At 41.3% G+C, this 22,769-nt stretch carries 16 protein-coding genes and 1 other RNA gene; 14 read left to right on the top strand and 3 right to left on the bottom strand.

All coding sequences use genetic code 11. The features are described from left to right. Positions 1-16 precede the first annotated feature (16 nt). From BV214_RS10020 to BV214_RS10085, 14 genes are all read left to right on the top strand, one after another. Positions 17-2,968, top strand: coding sequence for an amidohydrolase family protein (locus BV214_RS10020; protein ID WP_086477370.1), 2,952 nt, complete (start codon positions 17-19; stop codon positions 2,966-2,968). 13 nt (positions 2,969-2,981) lie between these two features. Then, positions 2,982-4,280, top strand: coding sequence for an amidohydrolase family protein (locus BV214_RS10025; RefSeq protein WP_086477371.1), 1,299 nt, complete (start codon positions 2,982-2,984; stop codon positions 4,278-4,280). A 189-nt stretch (positions 4,281-4,469) separates the two neighbouring features. Further along, positions 4,470-5,279, top strand: a complete 810-nt coding sequence (locus BV214_RS10030) for a TrmH family RNA methyltransferase (RefSeq protein WP_086477372.1) — start codon at positions 4,470-4,472, stop codon at positions 5,277-5,279. 59 nt (positions 5,280-5,338) lie between these two features. Further along, positions 5,339-6,571 (top strand): M48 family metallopeptidase, encoded by a 1,233-nt coding sequence (locus BV214_RS10035; RefSeq protein WP_086477373.1) that lies wholly within the window; start codon positions 5,339-5,341, stop codon positions 6,569-6,571. A 44-nt stretch (positions 6,572-6,615) separates the two neighbouring features. Next, positions 6,616-8,820, top strand: coding sequence for a RelA/SpoT family protein (locus tag BV214_RS10040; RefSeq protein ID WP_086477374.1), 2,205 nt, complete (start codon positions 6,616-6,618; stop codon positions 8,818-8,820). Between the two features lie 42 nt (positions 8,821-8,862). Next, complete coding sequence (locus tag BV214_RS10045; protein WP_086477375.1) at positions 8,863-9,318, top strand: Fur family transcriptional regulator; 456 nt, start codon at positions 8,863-8,865, stop codon at positions 9,316-9,318. A gap of 16 nt (positions 9,319-9,334) precedes the next feature. Beyond that, positions 9,335-10,606 carry an adenylosuccinate synthase gene (locus tag BV214_RS10050; protein ID WP_086477376.1) on the top strand — a complete coding sequence of 424 codons (1,272 nt, stop codon included), beginning with the start codon at positions 9,335-9,337 and terminating at the stop codon, positions 10,604-10,606. 113 nt (positions 10,607-10,719) lie between these two features. Beyond that, positions 10,720-12,447: an OstA-like protein gene (locus BV214_RS10055; protein ID WP_086477377.1), complete on the top strand. Its 1,728-nt coding sequence runs from the start codon at positions 10,720-10,722 to the stop codon at positions 12,445-12,447. Positions 12,448-12,575: 128 nt separating this feature from the next. Next, a complete protein-coding gene (locus tag BV214_RS10060; protein ID WP_086477378.1) occupies positions 12,576-13,760 on the top strand; it encodes an aspartate aminotransferase family protein in 1,185 nt (394 codons plus the stop codon). Positions 13,761-13,856: 96 nt separating this feature from the next. After that, positions 13,857-15,257 carry a tetratricopeptide repeat protein gene (locus BV214_RS10065; RefSeq protein WP_086477379.1) on the top strand — a complete coding sequence of 467 codons (1,401 nt, stop codon included), beginning with the start codon at positions 13,857-13,859 and terminating at the stop codon, positions 15,255-15,257. Between the two features lie 28 nt (positions 15,258-15,285). After that, a complete protein-coding gene (locus BV214_RS10070) occupies positions 15,286-16,203 on the top strand; it encodes a DUF368 domain-containing protein (protein ID WP_086477380.1) in 918 nt (305 codons plus the stop codon). Positions 16,204-16,217: 14 nt separating this feature from the next. Beyond that, the gene (locus BV214_RS10075; protein WP_086477381.1) at positions 16,218-17,237 is read left to right on the top strand and encodes a DUF368 domain-containing protein; all 1,020 of its coding nucleotides are present in this window, start codon (positions 16,218-16,220) and stop codon (positions 17,235-17,237) included. Beyond that, the gene (locus tag BV214_RS10080) at positions 17,209-17,961 is read left to right on the top strand and encodes a shikimate dehydrogenase family protein (RefSeq protein WP_086477408.1); all 753 of its coding nucleotides are present in this window, start codon (positions 17,209-17,211) and stop codon (positions 17,959-17,961) included. Before BV214_RS10075 ends, BV214_RS10080 begins: the two co-directional genes overlap by 29 nt. A gap of 151 nt (positions 17,962-18,112) precedes the next feature. Then, complete coding sequence (locus tag BV214_RS10085; RefSeq protein ID WP_086477382.1) at positions 18,113-20,296, top strand: DUF349 domain-containing protein; 2,184 nt, start codon at positions 18,113-18,115, stop codon at positions 20,294-20,296. Positions 20,297-20,687: 391 nt separating this feature from the next. On the opposite strand, the gene rny is transcribed toward BV214_RS10085, so the two are convergent. The 3 genes from rny to BV214_RS10100 all read right to left on the bottom strand — a co-directional run bounded on the left by rny (position 20,688) and on the right by BV214_RS10100 (position 22,767). Next, complete coding sequence (rny, locus tag BV214_RS10090; RefSeq protein WP_086477409.1) at positions 20,688-22,253, bottom strand: ribonuclease Y; 1,566 nt, start codon at positions 22,251-22,253, stop codon at positions 20,688-20,690. 53 nt (positions 22,254-22,306) lie between these two features. Further along, positions 22,307-22,416, bottom strand: a non-coding RNA gene (gene ssrS / locus BV214_RS10095) — 6S RNA. Between the two features lie 54 nt (positions 22,417-22,470). Next, the gene (locus BV214_RS10100; protein WP_086477383.1) at positions 22,471-22,767 is read right to left on the bottom strand and encodes a cell division protein ZapA; all 297 of its coding nucleotides are present in this window, start codon (positions 22,765-22,767) and stop codon (positions 22,471-22,473) included. Positions 22,768-22,769: the final 2 nt, after the last annotated feature.

A 22,769-nucleotide genomic window follows, 5' to 3' on the forward strand; every position in this document is an offset into this window, starting at 1 on the left:
ACTAACACGCTTCATTATGAAATTACGCTTATTTGCCCTCGCCACGATGTGGTGCGGTATTTCCTTGTTTGCACAGGATTATTTCCCTAAAAATGATGGTGTTAAGGCAGAAGACCAAAATTATACCGCCTTAACCAATGCCAAAATTTACGTTACCCCCACCCAGGTACTTAACAATGCTACCTTACTTATCCACAAGGGGAAGGTGGTACAAGCGGGGAAATCTGTGAGTTTGCCCAAGAATACAGTATCCATTGATTTAGAAGGAAAGTCTATCTATCCATCCTTTATCGATATTTACTCCGATTTTGGAATAGAACAACCAAAAAGGGAATCTAGCCGCGGACGAACAGCACAATATGAGCCTTCTAGGGAAGGGTTTTATTGGAACGACCATATTATGCCCGAAAACAATGCCATAGGAGTTTTTAAATACGATGATAAAAAAGCTGAAGAACTTAGGAAGATAGGTTTTGGAACGGTTAACACCCACATTCAAGACGGAATTGCCCGTGGTACCGGCGCCCTCATCGCCTTAAACGGCAAAGGAAATGATGCTGAACGAATTTTGGACGACAAATCGGCTCAGTATTTCTCCTTAAAGAGAAGTGTTGAAAAATCGCAATCCTACCCTAGCTCCCTTATGGGATCCTTGGCCCTTTTGAGACAAATGTATTACGATGCAGAATGGTACGCCAAAGGAAACGTGACTACCAAAGATCGCTCCTTGGAATCTTTACTCAACAATAAAGACTTGGTTCAAATATTTGAAGCGGGAGATAAAGACCATATACTACGTGCCAATAAAATAGGCAACACCTTTAATATCCCCTACGTAATCTTAGCTGGGGGTAACGAATATGAGAACATAGCCGATATAAAGGCCACCAATGCCAGTTTAATTGTTCCCATCAATTTCCCAAAAGCTTATGACGTATCCAATCCTTACCAAGCGCAATTAATTAGCTTAAAGGATATGCGACTTTGGAACCAGGCCCCCTCTAACCCCAAAGTTTTAGAGGAAAATAAAATCACTTTTAGCTTAACCCTGCACGACCTAAAGTCACCCGCAGAATTCAAGAGTAAACTGGCCACTGCTATTGAGTATGGACTTTCTAAAACTAAGGCCTTAGAAGCATTGACTACTATACCAGCAGCCACCTTGGGAAAGTCTGCGGAAATAGGTTCCCTACAGCCTGGCAGTTATGCCAACTTCCTAATAACCTCTGGAGATATTTTTGACAAAGGTACTACGCTGTACGAAAACTGGGTACAGGGACAGCCACACATCATCAATGATAGAAATCTTAAAGACATACGTGGAGATTATAACCTAATTGCTGCAGGTAAGGAGTATAGCCTCTCTATTAGCGGTGAAACCAGCAAGCCTAAGGCAGAAATTAAGCAAGCCGGTGAAAAGCGCACCACCAGCATAGATTACGACCAGCAGTGGTTAAACTTAACCTTCCACAATAAAGAAGGAGACAAAGTACACAGGTTGGTAGCTAAGGTAGATCCAGCTTCCAATGATATTAAAGGCAAGCTTATATTGCCTAATGGAACAGAAACTAGCTTTACGGCCAACAGAACTGCGCCACACTCTGAAAAATCAAAAGAAGAAAAGCAAAATCCAAAACCAGAGGTACAACCCGTAACCTACCCCAATATGGGATACGGCTATGCCAGCAAACCAAAACAAGAAACCATCTTGTTTAAAAATGCCACGGTATGGACCAGTGAAGATGCTGGGATCTTAGAAGCCACCGATGTACTGGTTAAAAATGGTAAGATTGACAAGATTGGAAAAGATCTAAAGGCAAGAGGTGTAACCGTAATAGACGCCACTGGGAAACACCTCACAGCGGGGATTATTGACGAGCATACGCATATTGCGCTCTTATCCGTTAATGAAAGTGGACACAACTCTACCGCTGAAGTAAGCATGGAAGATGTAGTGGATCCAGAGCACATAGGAATCTACCGTAACTTGGCTGGAGGTGTTACCTCTGCCCAGCTATTACACGGTTCTGCCAATCCGATTGGCGGAAGATCGGCTATAATAAAATTAAAGTGGGGGTCTAGCGCCGAAGATATGATCTATGACAACTCCCCTAAATTTATAAAATTCGCATTGGGAGAAAACGTAAAGCAATCTAACTGGGGTAGCTACAGCAGATTCCCACAAAGTAGAATGGGTGTAGAGCAGCTATTCATCAATTATTTTGAGCGCGCCAAGGAGTACGACCGCAAGAAGAAAAGTGGGGAGCCCTATAGAGTGGATGAAGAAATGGAAACCCTAGCAGAAATTTTGAATGGGGAGCGTTTCATTAGCTGTCACTCCTATGTGCAGAGTGAAATTAATATGCTGATGAAAGTTGCCGAAAAATTCAACTTTACCGTAAACACCTTCACCCATATCTTGGAAGGATATAAGGTAGCAGATAAAATGAAGGCCCATGGGGCAGGTGCATCTACCTTTAGTGACTGGTGGGCGTATAAGTATGAGGTGAACGATGCCATCCCGTACAACGCAGCTATTCTACAGAGCCAAGGAGTGACCGTTGCGCTTAACAGTGACGACGCGGAAATGTCTAGAAGACTAAACCAGGAAGCGGCAAAAACCGTGAAGTACGGTGGAATGTCCGAGTTGGAAGCTTGGAAAACAGTAACCATCAATCCGGCAAAACTCTTACACATAGATGATAAAGTAGGTAGTATTAAGGAAGGTAAGGATGCAGATCTAGTGCTGTGGAGCCACCACCCATTGTCTGTTTACTCCAAGGCAGAGAAAACCTTGATAGACGGAGCAGTCTATTTTGACTTGGAAAAAGACAAGCAACAAAGGGAAGCCATTAAGGAAGAGAAAGCCAAATTGATCAATTTAATGCTTAAGGAAAAGAAAAAAGGCAACGCCACCCAAGAACCAAAGAAGAGCAATAAAGAAGAATTTCATTGTGACAGCCTTTAAAAACCGATACAAAATGAAAAATATTAAACTTACTATAATTATAGCACTCGTACTGTGCGCCATTCCCATTTATGCCCAACAAACACCAGCATCCGAGCAAAAAACAGGATTTAGCATTGAGGGCGCCGTTGCCCATTTGGGCAACGGGGAGGTTATTGAAAACTCCTTAATCATGTTTGAAAATGGCAAACTCACCTTTGTGGGCGACGCCAACACAAAAATTGCTAGAACCGGTACGGTGATAGATGCCAAAGGACAACACGTATACCCAGGATTTATCGCTACTAGCACTTCTTTAGGGCTAATAGAAGTAGATGCGGTAAGAGCTACCAATGACCGGACAGAGATAGGGGATTTAACTCCGCACGTTAGAAGTCTTATCGCCTATAATGCCGAATCCAAGGTAGTAGAGAGCATGCGTCCCAACGGAATCCTCCTAGGGCAGGTTGCCCCTAGAGGAGGTACTATTTCTGGATCCTCTTCCGTTATGCAGTTTGACGCGTGGAATTGGGAAGATGCCGTTGTAAAAGTAGATGACGGCATACATCTCAACTGGCCCAACAGCTTTAAGCAGGGCCGTTGGTGGCTAGGTGAAGACCGAGCATATAAACCCAATAAGGAATACCCCACGGAGACGGCAACTATTGTGCGATTCCTCAAAAGTGCCGAAGCCTATGGCAAAAGCACCAATGCGGAGCACCATCCTGCCTATAGTGCTTCCCAGGGCTTGTTTGAAGGCACGCAAAAATTATATGTGAATGCCGATGGCGAGAAAGAAATTATGGACGCCATTACCACTCTTAAAGGATTGGGAATTAAACATGTGGTATTAGTAGGCGGATATGACGCATATAAGATCACTGATTTCCTTAAGCAACATGAGATTCCTGTTTTGGTAAGGGCAACCCACAACCTGCCCAGACACGATGATGATGACTACGACCTGCCTTATAGGATTCCAAAGATCTTGTCGGATGCCGGCCTCTTGGTAGCCATGCAAAACATGAGCGCCATGAATTTCCAAAACAGAAACCTACCGTTTTACGCAGGTCAATTAGTACAGCATGGTATGTCTCCAGAGGAAGCACTGAAACTTATCACCTCCAATCCGGCAAAAATTCTGGGAATAGATCAAGACTACGGAACCTTGGAAGTAGGTAAAAGCGCTACCCTTTTCATTTCTCAAGGGGATGCCCTAGACATGCGCACCAACCAATTGTCTCGCGCCTTTATAGACGGAAGGGACATCTCCCTAGAAACGCACCAGACCAAATTATGGAAAAGGTATATGGGGAAATATGAAAGCAAGTAATCTATTTAGATAGTTATTATAAAAAGGGCTTGGAGACCGTAGGTGATTCCAAGCCTTTTTTTATTGTTCCCTCCTTGCCTCCCCCAACCATTATTTGGCGTACTACTCCATTTCGGTTACCGTATTCTAGGGAATGGAGCGTGGGAATTTGGTCATGATAATTGCCATCAATAGCTTATTTTTGTCACAATGAGCTATACAAAGGAAATTAACAGCGTTCAGAATCCACTGGTAAAACAAACGCTGGTTTTATTGGAAAAATCGAGAGAGCGAAAGAAAAAGGGACGCTTTGTGATTGAGGGAATTAAAGAATTGGAGCTGGCCATAAAGGGCAACTATCAACTAGAAACTCTTTTTTATTATCCCGAATTATTTTCTAGGGAAACTGTTTTGGAACACCTAAAAACGATAGACTCCCCACCCGAATTAATATCCATTTCCAAGGAGGTTTTTAAGAAATTGGCTTATAGGGAAGGAACTGGGGGAGTTTTAGCCATTGGCAAAACTAAAGGCCATTCGCTAGAACAACTAAAGCTAGAGAAAAAGAATCCATTAATCTTAGTTGCAGAAGCCCCCGAAAAACCTGGGAACATTGGGGCACTCCTAAGAACAGCAGATGCTGCGGGATTAGATGCAGTGATTATTGCCAATGCCAAAGGTGATCTCTACAATCCCAACATTATTCGCTCTAGTGTAGGCTGCTTATTCACCACCCCAATTGCCCTAGGTACCACCCAAGAGGTAATTGAATACCTCAACAACAAGGACATCGGCATATACTGTGCAGCACTATCTGCCTCCAAGGCGTATACCTTAGTAGATTTTAAAACCCCTACGGCCATTGTGGTGGGTACGGAGGCTACTGGATTATCGGAGGAGTGGCTACAAAATTCTGACCAAAATATAATCATTCCTATGCAGGGTGAAATAGATTCTATGAATGTTTCCGTCTCGGCAGCAATACTTATATTTGAGGCCATAAGACAGCGAACGCCCTAACGGCAGCCATCAAAAGCTTCTATCTTGCGTTGCAATCCATAAAATTCCATTTAATTAAAATGAACACCCATATTCTTTTCTATAGTATCATTGCCATTCTAATCATCCAGTTTATCATAGACCGGGGATTGGAATATCTAAATGCAAAACGATCCAACGATAGTATTCCACCAGAACTGAACGATGTCTTTGATAAGGAGGAATACCGGAAATCCCAAGAATACAAAAAGACCAATTATAGGTTTGCGTGGATTACCTCCTCGTTCTCCCTAATAGTTACCTTAGCATTTTTAATTTTAGGCGGATTTGAATGGGTAGATTCTATTGCCAGAAGCATAAGTTCCAGCTCCATCGTCACCGCATTGCTATTTTTCGGAATTATTACCATTGGGAATGATATACTCACAACACCATTTTCCTATTACCGTACTTTTGTGATCGAAGAAAAGTTTGGTTTTAACAAGACCACCAAAAAATTATTTTGGTTAGATAAGGCTAAAGGATGGGTCATGACCATTATTCTAGGCGGTGGAATACTGGCCTTAATTATACTATTCTTTGAATGGGCTGGCACCAATTTTTGGATCTACACCTGGATATTGGTGGCCGCAGTGTCCCTCTTCATGAATTTATTTTATAGCAGACTCATTGTCCCTATCTTTAACAAGCAGACTCCCTTAGAAGACGGTAGCCTTAAACAGATGATAGAGGCATACGCCAATAAAGTTGGATTTGAGATAAAGAATATTTTTGTTATTGATGGTTCTAAACGCTCTACCAAAGCCAACGCCTATTTTTCGGGCTTTGGAAGGGAAAAGCGAATTACGCTGTACGACACGTTAATCAATGATTTAGAAGAAGAAGAAATAGTGGCCGTCCTGGCCCATGAGGTAGGTCACTACAAAAAGAAACATATCATTTACAACCTCATTATCTCCCTTTTGCTAACGGGACTAACCCTCTACGTGCTTTCCATATTTATTAATACACCTGGGATCTCGCTGGCAATTGGGGTTACCCAGCCTAGTTTCCACGCAGCACTGATAGGTTTCGGAATTTTATACAGTCCCATTTCGGAAATAACTGGTCTAGTAATGAATATGATGTCTAGGGCTTTTGAATATCAGGCAGACAATTATGCCAAGGAAACCTTGTCTCCACAGCCGTTGATTAGTTCCCTAAAAAAATTATCCAAAAATAACCTCAGCAACCTAACACCACATCCCGCCTATGTTTTTATGCATTACTCTCATCCTCCGCTAATAGCACGGATTAGAAACTTAAAGGCATAGATTTTGTTGTGTTTTGTTTCAGTTTGTATTAAATTTAAGATATGATGACCGAAGCTGCAATAGAACAGGAGAATAAAAAGATTGCCAAGCAATACAAGGAGTTGCTTCGCATAAGCTATCAGACCCTTACCGATGAGGATAAGAAACTGATACGCTCTGCCTTTGACGTTGCCGTGGATGCCCATAAAAACCAAAGAAGGAAGTCTGGGGAAGCCTATATTTTCCATCCCATAGCGGTTGCTAAAATTGTAGCCTCCGAAATAGGGTTAGATGCGGTCTCCATTGCTTCTGCCCTTTTGCACGATGTGGTGGAGGACACGGAGTATACCCTAGCGGATATTGAGCGTATGTTTGGGGAAACCGTAGCCCGTATTGTTGATGGACTCACCAAGATTGCCCACCTTAACAAGGACATGAACATCTCCCAGCAGGCAGAGAATTTTAGAAAAATGCTCTTAACGCTGAATGATGATGTACGGGTTATTATCATAAAAATTGCGGACCGTTACCACAATATGCTCACCATGGATTCCATGCCAGAGCACAAACAGGTAAAAATTGCCTCCGAAACCCTATACATCTATGCCCCCTTGGCACATAGAATAGGGCTATACAATATTAAGACAGAATTAGAAGACCTTAGTCTAAAGTATACGGAACCCGAGGTTTATGCCGATATCTTAAGTAAAATTGAAGAATCTAAGGAAGACCAAAAGGCCTATATAGACGCCTTTTCACAGACTATCAAGGATTCTTTAGACAAGGAAAACCTCAACTATCAAATAAAGGGGCGAATGAAATCTATCTTCTCCATTCGCCGCAAAATGAAGGTTCAGAATGTAACCTTCGATGAAATTTACGATAAGTTTGCCCTTCGAATTATCTATGAGTCGGACCGGCACAACGAAAAGTTTATCGCTTGGAAGATCTATTCCATCGTTACCGATCACTACACTCCCAATCCAGTGCGACTAAGGGACTGGATTTCCTCACCCAAATCTACCGGCTATGAAGCCCTACATATTACCGTCATGGGCCCTAAAGGAAGATGGGTAGAGGTACAAATTAGAAGTGAAAGAATGCACGAGATCGCCGAAAAGGGATATGCCGCGCATTTTAAATACAAACACGGTGATCAAAAGGAACAGGGAATTGAAGGTTGGCTAAATAAGCTTCAGGAAGCCTTGGAGAATGCCAATTCTAATGCGGTAGATTTTGTTGAAGAGTTTAAACTAAACCTATATTCCAAGGAGATTTTTGTCTTCACCCCACAGGGAGAGTTAAAATCGCTGCCCAAGGGAGCTACCCCACTAGATTTCGCATTTAACATCCATACGGAAGTAGGCATGCATACAAGGGGCGCCAAGGTAAACGGCAAATTGGTTCCGTTAAACACCACGCTTCAGAGTGGAGATCAGGTAGAGATCATCACCTCAAAATCTGCCTCCCCAAATCAAAGCTGGTTAGACTATGCTACTACGGCTAGGGCCCGGTCCAAAATTAAATCTTCTTTGCGCGAGGAGAAGAAAATTGCGGCCATGGAAGGGAAGGAAGTACTTAGGCGTAAACTTAAATCCCAGAAAATTAACTTAAACGAGGATACCATTAATAAAATGGTTATCTACTTTAAGCTAAAGACCAGCCTAGACTTGTTCTATAGGGTAGCTATAGGCGCAATAGATAATCAGATGATCAAGGACTTTGCTGCTTCTTATAGCAATGCCTTTATCAGCTTCTTCAAAAATAAGATTCGGAGAACCCCTGCCCCAGTCGATGTTAACAAGGAGGAGATTACCGATAAATTTGACACCCTTGTATTTGGAAAGGAAGAAGATAAGCTAGAATATAAACTTTCTAAGTGCTGTAACCCGATACCTGGGGATGAAGTGTTCGGGTTTGTAAGTGTTAACGAAGGCATTAAGGTGCATAAGAAAAATTGCCCCAACGCCATATCCCTTCAGTCCAATTATGCCTATCGGATCATCTCTGCCAAATGGATCGATTCTTCCCAGGAAGAATTTACTGTTGAGATTAAACTGACCGGAATAGACAACTTAGGATTAATCAGTGATATCACCGCTGTTATTTCAGGGAATTTACATGTCAATATGCGTAATTTAAACTTTAGCACGGACGGAGGTACCTTTACCGGACGGATAACTCTTGTTGTAAAAAACAATATTATACTAAAAAGGGTTATAGAAAAGCTAAAGCAGATCAACGGCATCGATAAAATATCCAGAATTTAAATTTTAACTGTACATTTGTATTTTAATGCAGGGTACTTTTTTATGGGGGACAATAATAATCAAGAAATTGTAAAAGGTGTGTTCACTGCTTTCCTTGAGGAAAACGGACACAGAAAGACACCGGAGCGCTATGCCATTCTACAGGAAATCTATAAAAGTGAGGATCATTTTGATATAGAGTCGCTCTACATCAAAATGAAAAATAAGAATTATAGGGTCAGTAGGGCTACATTGTACAATACCATTGAGCTTTTATTGGAATCCAAATTGGTAAGGAAGCATCAATTTGGGAAGAACCAAGCTCAATATGAGAAATCCTATTTTGATAGAAATCACGATCATGTGATTTTAACCGATACTGGGGAGGTCATGGAATTCTGCGATCCCCGTATCCAAGCAATTAAACAAACCATAGAGGAAATTTTTGATATAAAGATCAATACACATTCCCTCTATTTTTATGGGACCCGAAATAAAGAAGAGAACACAAATAATTAATCCAATTACATAAAGAATGGCAGTAGATTTACTACTCGGACTCCAATGGGGAGACGAAGGGAAAGGGAAAATAGTGGATGTTTTAACCAAGGAATACGATATTATTGCACGTTTCCAAGGCGGACCCAACGCAGGTCATACGCTGGAATTTGATGGAATTAAACATGTTTTACACACTATCCCATCGGGTATCTTTCACAAGAACGCTATCAACATTGTAGGCAATGGTGTGGTTATCGATCCCGTTATATTCAAGAAAGAGCTAGAAAACTTAAAGAGATTTAACCTAGACATTAAATCCAAACTTCTCATTTCGAGGAAGGCACACTTGATACTTCCTACCCACCGTTTATTGGATGCGGCCTCGGAAACTTCCAAGGGAAAAGCCAAGATAGGATCTACCCTAAAGGGAATAGGCCCCACTTACATGGACAAAACAGGAAGGAACGGCTTACGTGTTGGCGATCTAGAATTCTCTGATTGGAAAGAGAAATATAGAGCTTTGGCTAATAAGCACGAGGCTATGATTGCCTTTTACAACGTAGACATCCAGTACAACCTAAAAGAGTTGGAAACAGATTTCTTCCTAGCTGTAGAGGAGTTGAAAAAACTAACCTTTATAGACAGCGAGGAGTACATATTTAACGCCCAACGTGAAGGAAAAAAGATCTTAGCCGAAGGAGCCCAAGGATCCTTACTGGATATAGACTTTGGAACCTATCCGTTTGTAACCTCTTCTAACACTACTGCAGCAGGTGCCTGCACCGGTTTAGGAGTAGCTCCCAATAAAATAAAGGAGGTGAAGGGTATCTTTAAAGCCTATACCACTAGGGTAGGTAGCGGACCGTTCCCCACCGAGCTTTTCGATGAAAATGGAGAGAATATGGCCCGTATTGGAAACGAGTTTGGCGCTACCACCGGAAGGGCTAGACGTTGTGGTTGGTTAGACCTTGTTGCCTTAAAATATGCCGTGGAAATAAATGGAGTTACAGAATTGATGATGATGAAGGCCGATGTCCTCAGTGGATTCGAAACCTTAAAAATATGTACTGCCTATAATTATGAGGGAACCCAAATAAAACACTTCCCTTACAACATAGAACCAGAACATGTAACCCCGGTGTACACCGAAATGAAAGGTTGGGCACAAGACCTAACCAAGATGAGCAAGGCCGAGGAGCTTCCAAAAGCCCTGTTGGACTACATTTCCTTCTTGGAAAAGGAATTGGAAGTCCCCATCAAAATTGTATCCGTTGGGCCAGACAGGACCCAGACCATATACAGATAACACTAAAAAGCCATCCTAGAGATGGCTTTTTACATACTGCACTTTACTAAATCTATCCCAAACAATATCTTCCTCATTCAAAATATATTATTTTTGATCAAAATTTTAATGATTTGCACAAATATATTCTCTTATTAGTTGCCCTATCTGTCCTTGGGAATGGCTATACACAAGAAACGCCTTCCGATAGTAAACAGATAAATATTGTGTATGGAGGAACCTTTACTAAAAATGAGGACCGATACCCGGGTGCAGCAATTTTCAGCAAGGACGACCAACAGGTACAGTTTGAACATGAGGGCGCAGATCTCTGGTGCGATCTTGCTATTTATTACAGAAATGAGAATAAACTTAGGGCGGTAGGGAACATCCGACTTCAACAAGGAGATTCGGTTCAACTTACCAGTGGGTATATTGATTATAACGGCGACAGCAACCTCGCCAAAGCTTGGGACAATGTAATTCTTAAGCATACAAGTATGACCCTCACCACAGATACCCTTCGGTTTGACAGGAATAACCAGGAAGCCTTTTATCAAGATCATGGCACTGTGGTAGACAGTAGCAATACCCTAAAAAGTAAAATTGGCCGATATTTTACACAATTAAAAAAATCCCAATTCTTAGATAGCGTAAACCTTACCAACCCCCAATTTAAATTGGTCTCTAAGCAGTTGGATTACTATACCGAATCTAAGAACGCCTATCTATACGGCCCTTCCACCATTACAGGGGAAGGATACGAAATATACTGCGAACGCGGATTCTATGACACCAATGTGGAAAGTGGATACGGCATAAAAAACACTCGAATAGATTACAACAACCGCATTATCCATGGGGACAGTGTCTTTTTTGATAAAAAGACCGAGTTTGCCTCGGCCACTAATAACATTATCATCAAAGACACCATTAACAATGGGGTGATTCGCGCCCATTATGCAGAAGTCTACAAGGCCCAAGACTCCGTTTTCGCCACCAAAAGGGCAGTCGCTATAAATCTTGTAGAGCAAGACTCCCTGTACATCCATGGGGATACCCTTATGCTCACAGGAAAACCGGACGAACGAATTTTAAGGGCATTTAAAAATGCGAAATTCTATAAGACAGCGCTAAGCGGAAAATGTGACTCTATTCATTTTGACCAAAAAACCGGCATCACCCAACTGATTACCAGACCCATCATATGGAATGGGGAGAACCAGATGACCGGGGATAGTATCCATCTACTTACCAATACAAAAACAGAGAAGCTAGATTCCCTAAAAGTTATCAATAATGCCTTTATTATTGCCAAGGACACCATTGGAAAAGTTGGCTTTAACCAAGCCAAAGGCAAGGACCTATTTGGGCAGTTTATAGACAACGAACTGCGCATCATAGATCTGGTAAGGAACACGGAAGTAATCTACTACCTCTACAACGACGACCAAGAGTTAATAGGGATAGACAAGACCATATGCAGCGCTATACAGATGACCATGGCAGATAATGAAATAGAGGATATTACCTTTATCACCGAACCAGATGGCGATATCTTTCCCGAAAAAGAATTGCCCGAAAATAGTAGACAGCTGAAGGGGTTTGTCTGGCGAGGGGATGAGCGTATCCTAAGCAAGGATGATATCTTTGACGAAGATGACAACAATCTTATTCTCCCCATTATACAAGGGATCAACAACCCAATTGATGTTGATATTGATCCTACGGAAGCTCTGGAGGAAGAAAAGAAACGCGATTCCATAAATCTCTCTCGCCCAAGAGCTACCCCTCCAGTGGTAAACCCTAAACATCCAAGAAAACAACTAATCCCCATAGAAAAAGATTCTACCGTAAACTAAGTCGCCCCACTCCTTTTATTGGCATTATTAAAATGTCATAAAAGGAAGGTATACATAGAGTGTATAAAATTGAAGGGTATATTTAGAAACTAACGGTTATTGAAAAATGTAAAAAATTAAGTACGATGATGACGAAAGAGGATTTTTTTAAACATCAGGCACAAACGTCCCCACACCCATTGGCTTTGGAAGTTTCCCATGCCAAGGGTAGTTATATTTACGATACCCAAGGTAAGGCCCATTTAGATTTTGTTGCAGGAGTATCTGCTTGCACTTTGGGCCACTGCCACCCAAGAGTGGTAAGTGCTATCCAAAACCAGGCAGAAAAATACATGCACGTTATGGTGTATGGGGAATATGTACAGCAACCAGCGGTAGAATACGCCAAACTATTGGCAGACAACCTCCCCGCCCCTTTAGAGACTACTTATTTGGTAAACTCTGGAACAGAAGCCATGGAAGGCGCCTTAAAGTTGGCACGAAGGTATACGGGAAGGAGCCAAATAATAAGCGCTAAAAAGGCCTATCACGGCAATACCATGGGTAGCCTCAGCATCATGGGATACGAAGAACGAAAGAGTGCCTTTAGACCCTTGATTCCTGATGTGAGTTTTATCAACTTTAATGAGGAGGAAGACCTAAAAATGATCACGGAAAAGACCGCTGCCGTAGTTTTGGAAACCATTCAAGGGGGCGCCGGATTTATACTTCCGGAGAATAACTATTTAGAAAAGGTACGGCAGCGTTGCAACTCGGTGGGCGCCATGCTGATCCTAGACGAGATACAGCCGGGATTTGGACGTACGGGAAAGCTTTTTGCCTTTGAACACTTTAATTGCACTCCAGATATTTTGGTGATTGGAAAGGGAATGGCCGGTGGTATGCCCGTAGGAGCTTTTGTGGCATCACAGAAAATGATGCAGTCCCTACAAGACAGCCCAAAATTAGGGCACATCACCACCTTTGGGGGAAACCCAGTTATTGCGGCGGCCAGTTTGGCTACCCTTCAAGAGCTTACCGAGACAGACCTAATAGCGGAAACCTTGGAAAAAGAACGATTATTTAGATCGCTATTGGTGCATCCCCTCATAAAAGAAATTAGGGGTAAAGGTCTTATGTTGGCCCTGATATTGGAAAACGAAGAAGTGGTAAACAACCTGATCCTAAAATGTGCCGAAAATGGTTTAATACTCTTTTGGCTACTATTTGAACCCAAAGCGGTCCGAATTTCCCCACCATTAACCATTTCCAATGAGGAGATTAAGAAAGGTTGTAAGCTGATTCTTGACCTACTAAACGAATCCCAACAATAATTTGTTAACTATTTTGTTAATAATAAAGCCCCAGTCCATGGGGTTTCAAGTAGTGTAAAGACTATTTTAGTTCCAAATGAATAACAAGAAGATCCTATGCCGTTAGAACCAAATGAAAGATCTGGACAGCCCATTGCCAAGTTTGAATCCATGCTGAAGACCGATGATATCTACTTCTTTGATGCCGAAGACTTTCAGGATATTATTCACCATTATTTAAACAAGGGCAAAATAGCTTTGGCTAAGAAAGCCATAAAAATAGGACTGCAACAACATACCGATAGCGTCCCATTAAAACTACTTTCCATTGAGGTTATGGTTTTTGAAAATAACCTAGAGCAGGCAGAATCCATGCTCGATGAGCTACAGGCAGTGGACAGCGGCAATGAAGAGATTTTTATCCAACGCGCTAATATCTACTCCAAAAAAGACAATCACGAGGCCGCAGTATCTCTATTACAGCATGCCTTAAAGCTTACGGACGATCATTTTGACATTCATTCCCTCTTAGGCATGGAATACTTGTTTATGGACAAGTTTGAAGAGGCGAGGAATAATTTCATGAAGTGCGTTGCCTTAGACGAACACGATTACTCTTCCCTTCACAATGTAGTTTACTGCTTCGAATTCTTAGAGGATTATGATGGCGCCATAGCTTATTTAAACGACTACTTAGAAGGAAATCCCTATAGCGAAGTAGCATGGCACCAACTTGGAAAAATGTATTTCTATAAAGAAATGTACAAAGAGGCATTGGTAGCCTTCGATTTTGCCATTATTTCCGACGACAGTTTCATTGGAGCCTATTTTGAGAAAGGCAAAGTCCTAGAAAAATTAGGTCGCCACAAAGAGGCTATTGAAAATTATGAGACTACCATTGCCATGGAAGATCCCACTTCTTACGCCTATTTAAGGATTGGTAGATGCTACGAAAAATTAGGCGAGCACGAGCAGGCAAAGTCCTACTACTACCGCACCGTACACGAAGACCCTTTATTAGACAAGGGATGGCTGGCTATTACCGGATATTACTTTAGGAGGGAAAATTATGAAAAGGCCCTTCATTACATCAATAAGGCCATTAATATTGACGGTGAAAACGCCAAGTACTGGAAGAAGTGTGCTAAAATCCATGCCGCATTAAAAAATAACGATGAGGCATATTACGCTTATCAACAGGCAGTTGAACTAGGAAACTACGAGTTTGATACTTGGTTCCATTGGGCAGATGTAGCGGTACAGTCACTAGATGTACATGCAGCAATCCAGATCCTCCTTCAAGGACACGAGTTTTACCCGCATAATAGCGAAATGCAATACAAAATGGCAGGGTACTATCTATTGATCAGCGACTACCCCAGGGCGCAATACCGTCTAATAAATGCCTTAAAGATAGACATGGATAAATTACATTTATTCAAAGACGAATTTCCACAGTTCGCCGATTCTGAATGGGTTACAAACTTAATTGAAGATGTGAAAAAAGCTTCCAGATAATTACACTATTTTTGTGGTTTTATCATTTATGGAAAAGCGCAATTTTATCAGTTACCTTATCATCTCATTAAAAGGAATGGCCATGGGAGCCGCAGATGTTGTTCCCGGTGTTTCTGGGGGTACCATCGCATTTATCTCAGGTATATACGAAGAACTGATTACCAGTATCAATAATGTTAACGCCTCACTTTTTAAAACCTTAAAAACCGAAGGGCTAAAAGCGTTTTGGCCCCAACTGAACGGCAACTTCCTAGTAGCCCTACTTGTGGGGATAGCCATCAGCGTGCTTTCCCTAGCAAAATTCATAAGCTGGTTACTAGAACACCAACCCATTCCCCTATGGTCTTTTTTCTTTGGATTGGTATTGGCCAGTATTTTTTTAGTGGGCAAGGAAATTAAAAAATGGAATCCGGCCACCATACTTATATTATTATTGGGTGCAGCCATCGCTTATTATGTGACCACTCTTCCCCCCTCGGAAAACATTGATTCCCTCCCTTACCTTTTTCTTTCTGGGGCCTTGGCAATCTGCGCCATGATCTTACCCGGAATATCGGGTGCATTTATACTAGTATTACTGGGATCTTACAAAACGATATTAGATGCGGTTCACGAACGTGACCTTAAGATTGTCCTTACCGTAGGTTTGGGTGCCATATTTGGGCTACTGAGCTTTGCCAAACTTTTAAAATGGATGTTTACCCATTATAAAAACATTACCCTGGCCTTACTTACGGGATTTATCATTGGCTCTTTAAACAAAATTTGGCCGTGGAAACAAGTTCTGGAAACCAAATTATATGGGGAAAAGCTGGTTGTTTTAAAGGAGGAGAACATCTCTCCCTTTTCCTTTGAAGGCGATCCGCAAATAATATTGGCCATTCTCTTAGCCATCACTGGTTTTTCCCTTATTTTTATCCTAGAGAGATTAGCTGCAAAAAAGTAAATGGCCATCGCTACATGAAAAACCCCAGAACTTTTACGGATAAGTTGTTTTTGGTGATCAAAGGCCTTTTTATGGGTGCCGCCAATAAAGTTCCTGGAGTTTCTGGTGGTATTGTAGCCTTTGTGGGCGGATTTTACGAGGAATTTATCTACTCCTTGCAAAAAGTAAACGGAAAAGCCTTTAAATTGTTAATAAATGGAAAATTTAAAAGCTTTTATCAGTATACCAATGGACAGTTTTTATCCCTGTTAATTATAGGAATGCTAATCAGTTATTTTAGCATTTCCAAACTACTGGATTATTTCCTAGAACATCAAGAATTATTTGTGTGGGCCTCTTTTTTCGGCATGATCCTAGGCTCTATTTATTATATATCCAAGGATTTTTCCCATTGGGGTAAAAAAACCGTACCAGCAGGTATCATCGGTCTGTTAATTGGGGTATCTATTAGCTTTTTAAATCCGGCGACAGAGAACGACAACCTATTGTTCATCTTTTTCTGTGGCATTATCAGTGTTTCAGGAATGACACTCCCAGGGCTCTCTGGCTCATTTATACTGATACTATTAGGAAACTACGTACTTCTTTTGGTAGACTCCGTAAACGCATTATACGACACTATTGCCGAAGTCTTGATGGGAGATTTCAGCTTCATAGACAATACAAAGCGACTAAACACCCTTAAGGTATTGGGCGTATTTACTGCCGGATCGGCCATTGGACTAGTAAGCCTTTCTCACCTACTGAGCTATGTATTAAAACATTTTAAACACATTACCACTGCAGTAATCATTGGCTTCATCACAGGCTCCTTGGGGGTTGTATGGCCATGGAAACGCAGTCTGTACAAGACAGATGGACAAGGGAATGTTCTTAAAGATAGCAATGACAACCCCATAATTACGAATTATGAACGCTATTGGCCAGATATGACCGATGGAGAGACCTGGTGGGCCATATTTTTTATCATTTTTGGAATTTTTATATTATTAGCTTTGGATTGGTATGGAAAAAATAAACAGAGAAAGGCATAGATACGGACTGATTGGAAGAAACATCTCCTATTCATTTTCCCGTGGATACTTTTCCAATAAGTTCTCGGAGTTAGGTTTGGAGTCCCATAGTTATGAGAATTTTGATCTAGATAGTATTGATCAATTTCCAGATATTCTGGAGCACACCAAAGATATTAAAGGCTTTAATGTCACTATTCCTTACAAGGAGAAGATTATCCCTTTTTTAACCCAAATAGATCTTGAGGCTAAAGCCATTGGGGCGGTAAACACTATAAAGCTAATAGAGGGTCAAACTGTGGGCTATAATACGGATGCCTATGGATTTTATAAATCCTTAGCGCCCCACTTGGAAAAACACCACAAAACAGCATTGATTCTAGGTACAGGAGGAGCTTCTAAAGCCATTGCCTATGTATTGGGGAAATTAGACGTCAAATTCAAGTTTGTGTCTCGAAATCCGGAAGAGGGCCAGTTAAATTATACCGATCTGGATGCAGCAATGGTGGAAAAATACAGCATTTTAATCAATTGCACCCCCTTGGGCACCCATCCCAATGTAACGGATAAACCTGCTATTCCCTATGAAGGGATTACGACCAAACACCTATTATACGACCTGATATACAATCCCGAAAAAACAGCGTTTTTAGCAGCTGGGGAACAAGCTGGGGCAAAAATCTGCAATGGGGCAAAAATGCTTCAGTTACAGGCAGAAAAAGCATGGGAAATCTGGAACTCTTAGCATTAATCGCCCTAACCCACTGATTTTCAATAGATGCATTTCATATTATTAAGGTCGCACTCTTAAACAGAAGTTTCCTTATCTTTGTTAATGAATAGGTTGTAATATTATTATTGTACATTACGGCCCAATAGCTATAAACATTCAGAAAATGTTAGAAGACAAAGAAAATAAACTACAGAACAATGTAGGGGAGGAAGATACTTCAGGGAACGTAACACCCTCGAATAACTTGGAAGAAAACCATCATGCATCCCCAAATTCCACAAACGGAAAAGAGGCGACAGATGCCCCAGACGGTTCAACGGACTCCAATAAAATAGCGGAACCTCAGCTTGATGATGTTAAGGGAGTAAATAGTAGCGAAGCTGAGGGAAATAATAAAGAAGATGGCAACAGTTCGGCAGCGGAAACAACAAAGGATATAAAGACACCCTCCGAAACATCGGACGCCAAGGACAGTGCAACTGAAAAGGAAGCGGATATACTGGACGAAATCGATGAATCTAACGCGGAGGATGCCGAAGATACAGACAATCAGCAACGTCACCATATTCCTATGCCAGACTACCACTCCATGTCCATGGAAAACTTGGTGGGAGAATTGCAGCGATTGGTACGTAATGAGAAAGTACAGGCTATAAAAAAACACGTAGATTCCATTAAATATGAGTTTGATCAAAAATTTCAGGAATTCCTGGAAGAAAAGAAGGAGGACTTCATAGCAAGTGGAGGAAATGAAATAGATTTCAGATACAACTCCGTAACCAAAAGACAGTTTAATGAGGTATACTCGGATTACCGAGAGAAAAGAAATGCCTATTATAAAAATTTAGAACAAGGCCTTAAATCCAATTTAACGAAAAGGTTAGAAATTATTGAGGAGCTTAAAGGTCTTATAAATGTAGAGGAGGATATAAACACTACTTATAAGAATTTTAAGGATATCCAAGAGCGATGGAAAACCGCAGGTCCTGTACCGCGCACCAATTACAATGATGTTTGGCGAACCTACCATCACCATATAGAACTTTTCTACGATTTCCTTCATTTAAATAGGGAACTTAGGGATCTGGATTTTAAGCACAATTACGAGGAAAAGCTAAAAATTGCAGAACGTGCCGAAGCTTTGGCAACGGAAAAAGACCTACATAAGGCCTTTCAAGAGCTCCAAAGCCTGCACAAAATGTGGAAAGAGGAAATTGGCCCCGTAGCCAAGGAGCACAGAGAGGAAATATGGGAGCGCTTTAGCAAGGCTACCAAGCAGTTGCACCAGCGTAGACAAGAATACTACAAGGACCTTGAAAAGGTATATGAAGCCAATTTGGAGAAGAAAAATGAAATAATCAACTCCATAAAGAAAATAGCTTCCTCCACCGCCAACAAGCATAAGGAATTGCAGCAACAGATACGGGAGATTGAAAGCCTTCGCGAACAATTTTTCAAAGCAGGGAAGGTTCCTCAAAAGGTAAATGAGCAAACTTGGGCTAGTTTTAAAAGTGCCGTTAGAGAGTTCAATAGAAACAAGAACAACTTTTACAAGAACCTCAAGAAGGAACAGCAGATTAACCTAGATAAGAAACGAGCCTTATTAGATCTAGCAGTTTCCCTAAAAGACAGTGAAGAATGGGAGCAGACCACACAGGAGATGAAAAGGATCCAAAGTGAATGGAAAAAGATAGGCCATGTACCACGAAAGTATTCAGATAAAATCTGGAAGGAATTTAAAGCCGCGTGCAACCATTACTTTGATCGTTTCCATGCCTTGAAAAACGAGGCTCAAAAAGAGGAGTTAGAGAATTTTGAGAAAAAGAATGCCTGTTTAGACCGACTTAAGGAATTTGAATTAAGTGGGGATAAGGATAAAGACTTGGCTACCATCAAAGAATTCATTGCCGAATGGAAGGAATCTGGAAGGGTCCCTTACAATAAAATGAGCATCAATGCCAAATTCAATAAGATATTAGATGCTATTTTTAAAAAGCTCGATATTAGTAAACAAGAAGCCGAGCTATTAAAATACGGAAATAAGATTCAGCGCTTGGCTAATAATGACAACGATTACGCCATTGCCAACGAACGCACCTTCATTAAGCGAAAGATAGATGAGAGCAAAAACGAGATCAGACAGTTAGAAAACAACCTCCAATTCTTCTCCAATGCCTCCGAAGACAATCCGCTAGTTAAAGATGTGATCAAAAAAATAAACAAGCACAAGGAATCCTTAGCTACCTGGAAGGCGAAGTTAAAAAAACTGAATATTTTAGCCCATAATTTAACCAAGGAAGCCCAAGAGGCCGAAGAGGAGCAAAACAACGAGGAAAAAGAGGCCTAGTTGTAGTGTTTCTAAAAATCACCAAAACCCCATTTACCTAGCGGCAAATGGGGTTTTTACGTAAAAGGGCACTGCACAGCAACAGATAATTTTACCATCTATAACAAAGCGCTTCTATGGCACTTTAATAGATATAGTACCTAGGGTATATTTTCCCGCTAATCCCAGCATGTAAGGTAGAGAAAGGCCATGGACTATTCATTTAATCTTGGATATGAAGAAGCACAGATGCCAGCCAGTGAGATCCGTTTTACAACACTCTATAATCAGCACTATTTACCCCAACTAAAAAAGTCACTCTAAACACAGGGCAACCCCCTATATCAAGAATGACTTTTTAAAAGAAATCACTAAGCAGCCAAATGCCCCTAATGATAACTTCCCACTAAAATTATTTTGCAACGTTCACCGCCCTTGTTTCTCGGATTACGGTAACTTTAACCTGACCAGGATAGGTCATATCGGTCTGTATTTTCTGGGAAATCTCAAAAGATAACTGTGCTGCCTTATCATCGCTTACACGCTCACTTTCAACAATCACTCTGAGTTCCCTTCCTGCTTGGATGGCATAGGCTTTTTGAACCCCACCAAATCCAAGTGCAATCTCTTCTAAATCCCTTAGCCTTTGTATATACGAATCTAGCACCTGTCTTCTAGCACCAGGCCTAGCTCCACTAATGGCATCACACACCTGCACAATAGGTGCAATCAGGTTTTTCATTTCAATCTCATCATGGTGCGCACCAATAGCATTACAAACGTCTTCTTTTTCACCAAACTTCTCGGCCCATTGCATTCCAAGAATAGCGTGTGGTGTTTCTACTTCGGCTTCGGTATTGGGCACCTTACCAATATCGTGCAACAGTCCTGCTCGTTTCGCCATTTTTGGATTTACGCCAAGCTCGGCCGCCATAACCCCGCAGAGTTTTGCCACCTCCCTGGAGTGCTGCAATAAGTTTTGGCCATAGGAAGACCTATATTTCATTCTCCCCACCGCTTTAATCAATTCTGGATGCAATCCGTGTATCCCCAAATCTATTACGGTACGCTTTCCAATTTCTACGATCTCCTCTTCTATTTGTTTTTCGGTCTTTTTCACAACTTCCTCGATCCGTGCCGGATGTATCCTTCCATCGGTCACCAATTTATGGAGCGATAATCTTGCTACTTCCCTCCTAACGGAATCGAAACAAGAAAGAATAATGGCTTCTGGGGTATCGTCTACAATAATCTCTACTCCTGTAGCAGCTTCTAAAGCCCTAATGTTTCTTCCTTCCCTACCAATAATTCTACCCTTAACATCGTCTGACTCTAAGTTAAATACCGAAACACAATTTTCAACGGCCTCCTCGGTCCCAATACGCTGAATGGTATTAATCACTATTTTCTTGGCCTCTTGTTGTGCGGTAAGCTTGGCCTCCTCCATGGTAGTTTGTATAAACGACATGGCATCAGACTTAGCAGTTTCCTTTAGGGATTCTAATAGTTGGGACTTTGCATCATCAGCAGATAATCCGGAAATAACTTCCAATTGTTGCACCTGACTTCTGTGCAGTTTTTCTAGCTCGGCCTGCTTTTTATCAAAGAATTCACTTTTATTCTTTAACTCCTTTAATTTGCCTTCTAGCTGCTCGTTCATTCGCTTACCCTTCGCTAGCTCTCCACTAACCTGCGATTCCTTATCCCTGGTACGTTTTTCGGACTCGGCAATCTTCTTATCCTTATTGATGATCACCTTTTCGTGTTCGGCCTTCAGCTCTAAGAATTTCTCCTTGGCCTGGAATATTTTGTCCTTCTTTATATTCTCCCCTTCAATTTTAGCTGCCTTAACGATATTGGCTGCTTCCTTTTTTGCGTTGGCAATGATCTTGGACGCCTTGCCTTTTTCCATCATCTTGGCTATGGCAAAACCGATCACCAGTCCAACTAAACCCATTATTATTGCTATACTCTCCATATGTATGTTAAAAATTAGTAAAAAAAAAGCCCACATTGACGGAAGATTTGTACAAACCCCTATAAACAGGTTTAGGGCTACCAGACTGATCAAGGATCCTTATACTAGTAAGGCCTGCTTTTACAATCTAAACTCACCCTTTTCAAACAAATTAGTGTTGAGTTTGTCAAAAATTAATTACCAATGTGGGCAGTAACTATATCTATTTAAAAGAACGTTATTTTATTCCTAGCTTGGAATCTATCAAATCATTCAGTGCATTGAGTCGCTCTGTGGTCTCTGCAACCCCTTCCGATTGATCTATTCCTTGTTGCTCAATTTTAGAGGCAAATTGGAGTGCGCACATGGCAAGCACATCCTGTTTATCCCTAACGGCATAATTTTGCTCAAATTTTTTCGCCAACTGATCTATATTCTTAGCGGCCTTTCTTAGACCTTCTTCCTGAGAAGGGTCTATAGTTAACGGATATACCCTATCTGCTATAGAAAGCTTTATTTTGAGCTTTTCTGCCATAT

Source organism: Arenibacter amylolyticus (assembly GCF_002150785.1).
GTDB lineage: Bacteria > Bacteroidota > Bacteroidia > Flavobacteriales > Flavobacteriaceae > Arenibacter > Arenibacter amylolyticus.